The following is a 1,845-nucleotide window of genomic DNA, read 5'->3' as shown; positions in this document are numbered from 1 at the left end:
TTTAGATGATATGGTAAAACACAAACAAAGTGATGAAGTTTTTAAAGTGTTTTATAAAAAAGATGATAAAATAAGATTGCTTAGAGTTAGTAATATGCAAGCTTTAAATCGTTTTGATAAACTTAAAGGTGCAATGACAAAAATAATTTTAGATAGTGGTTTTAAACCTGATAAATAAAAAGGATTAATATGTGTAAAGATCAAGAATATATAGAGCAAAGAAAGGTTTTATGGGAAAAAAGTTTTGAAGCCTTTAAAGATGATAAAGTGTATCAAAAAGAACAGCTTGAACTTGCAGAAGCAGGAATTAATGATGGCTTAGAGGAGGATTAATTATATAATTAGCCATATATTTATATTAGTTTTTTTAAAAAACCGTTTTTACTATTCTTTAATCTTTTATATTGTATTTTGATTGTCTTATTTATGTAATTTTATATATAAAAAAAGTTTTTTCCAATTTTACAACAAAACCCTTTATGGTATAATAAAAATAAAAATTATATAAGAAAGGATATAAATGGCTATAAAAATTGAAATTAGCGGATTTGATAAGGATTTTTTACCTGTTTTTGAGAGTTTAGCTAAAAGCCTAAAAGCTACTTATTGTTTGTTAGAATGTGATACTCCAGAAGAGAAAAAACAAAGTTCTATGAAAAAGGCTTTAGAAGAAATGAAAAATGGAGAGCATGAAACTTTTAAAAACTTTGATGAGTATAAAAAGGCTATGCGTGAAATATGAAATTAGAGTTTTAAAAGAATACAAGAAAAACTATAAGAAGCTAACGCTAAAAGAAAAAGACTTAGTAGATGAAATAGTCTATCGCTTATCTAACAATGAAACTCTTGAAAGAAAATACAAAGATCATAAACTAAAAGGTGAATTTAAAGAGCTTAGAGAGTGTCATGTAAAACCTGATTTGCTCTTAATTTATCAAAAACAAGATGATAAACTTATTTTAACATGTATTAATATAGGTTCTCATAGCGAGTTGTTTTAATAATTGAAGTTAAATTAATCAAGTTTATAAAAATCCATAACTACATATTAAGTCATTTATATCATAATAGAAAGAAAAAAGAAAAACACTATGAAAAAATTATCCCAAGAAGAAATACAAAAAGCTATGAGAGAATGTGTAGTAAGTTCTTATACTTATGATCCAGTTAATCCTAATGGTTATTTCTCAAGATTTATTCGATGTTTTAAATGAAGATTTTACCAAAGAATATGAATTCATAGATAGTCCTACTTTAGATGATATGGTAAAACACAAACAAAGTGATGAAGTTTTTAAAGTGTTTTATAAAAAAGATGATAAAATAAGATTGCTTAGAGTTAGTAATATGCAAGCTTTAAATCGTTTTGATAAACTTAAAGGTGCAATGACAAAAATAATTTTAGATAGTGGTTTTAAACCTGATAAATAAAAAGGATTAATATGTGTAAAGATCAAGAATATATAGAGCAAAGAAAGGTTTTATGGGAAAAAAGTTTTGAAGCCTTTAAAGATGATAAAGTGTATCAAAAAGAACAGCTTGAACTTGCAGAAGCAGGAATTAATGATGGCTTAGAGGAGGATTAATTATATAATTAGCCATATATTTATATTAGTTTTTTTAAAAAACCGTTTTTACTATTCTTTAATCTTTTATATTGTATTTTGATTGTCTTATTTATGTAATTTTATATATAAAAAAAGTTTTTTCCAATTTTACAACAAAACCCTTTATGGTATAATAAAAATAAAAATTATATAAGAAAGGATATAAATGGCTATAAAAATTGAAATTAGCGGATTTGATAAGGATTTTTTACCTGTTTTTGAGAGTTTAGCTAAAAGC

The 1,845-nt window shown here is 24.4% G+C and carries 6 protein-coding genes; all 6 read left to right on the top strand.

The features are described from left to right. Positions 1–189: 189 nt before the first annotated feature. Entirely contained in the window at positions 190–333 is a 144-nt protein-coding gene (locus tag AJ936_RS10220; RefSeq protein WP_002807233.1) for a hypothetical protein, read from the top strand. A 187-nt stretch (positions 334–520) separates the two neighbouring features. Then, positions 521–742, top strand: a complete 222-nt coding sequence (locus tag AJ936_RS01550) for a hypothetical protein (RefSeq protein WP_002881155.1) — start codon at positions 521–523, stop codon at positions 740–742. Next, positions 732–1,001, top strand: a complete 270-nt coding sequence (locus AJ936_RS01545; RefSeq protein WP_002789000.1) for a type II toxin-antitoxin system YafQ family toxin — start codon at positions 732–734, stop codon at positions 999–1,001. Before AJ936_RS01550 ends, AJ936_RS01545 begins: the two co-directional genes overlap by 11 nt. Positions 1,002–1,091: 90 nt before the next feature. Further along, positions 1,092–1,214: a hypothetical protein gene (locus tag AJ936_RS10485; protein ID WP_002813541.1), complete on the top strand. Its 123-nt coding sequence runs from the start codon at positions 1,092–1,094 to the stop codon at positions 1,212–1,214. Then, positions 1,177–1,431 carry a hypothetical protein gene (locus AJ936_RS01540; RefSeq protein WP_044794622.1) on the top strand — a complete coding sequence of 85 codons (255 nt, stop codon included), beginning with the start codon at positions 1,177–1,179 and terminating at the stop codon, positions 1,429–1,431. The genes AJ936_RS10485 and AJ936_RS01540 overlap by 38 nt, the downstream gene beginning before the upstream one ends. Before the next feature lie 11 nt (positions 1,432–1,442). After that, positions 1,443–1,586 carry a hypothetical protein gene (locus tag AJ936_RS10215; protein WP_002807233.1) on the top strand — a complete coding sequence of 48 codons (144 nt, stop codon included), beginning with the start codon at positions 1,443–1,445 and terminating at the stop codon, positions 1,584–1,586. The last annotated feature ends 259 nt before the right edge of the window (positions 1,587–1,845 follow it).

Source organism: Campylobacter sp. BCW_6877 (assembly GCF_001762445.1).
GTDB classification, from domain to species: domain Bacteria; phylum Campylobacterota; class Campylobacteria; order Campylobacterales; family Campylobacteraceae; genus Campylobacter_D; species Campylobacter_D jejuni.
This window is presented reverse-complemented; position numbering and strand designations above follow the sequence as displayed.

Bases quoted from the DNA above. Each gene is read 5' to 3' on its own strand.
- AJ936_RS10220 (WP_002807233.1), top strand. From the start codon at position 190: ATGTGTAAAGATCAAGAATATATAGAGCAAAGAAAGGTTTTATGGGAA.
- AJ936_RS01550 (WP_002881155.1), top strand. From the start codon at position 521: ATGGCTATAAAAATTGAAATTAGCGGATTTGATAAGGATTTTTTACCT.
- AJ936_RS10485 (WP_002813541.1), top strand. From the start codon at position 1,092: ATGAAAAAATTATCCCAAGAAGAAATACAAAAAGCTATGAGAGAATGT.
- AJ936_RS01540 (WP_044794622.1), top strand. From the start codon at position 1,177: ATGGTTATTTCTCAAGATTTATTCGATGTTTTAAATGAAGATTTTACC.
- AJ936_RS10215 (WP_002807233.1), top strand. From the start codon at position 1,443: ATGTGTAAAGATCAAGAATATATAGAGCAAAGAAAGGTTTTATGGGAA.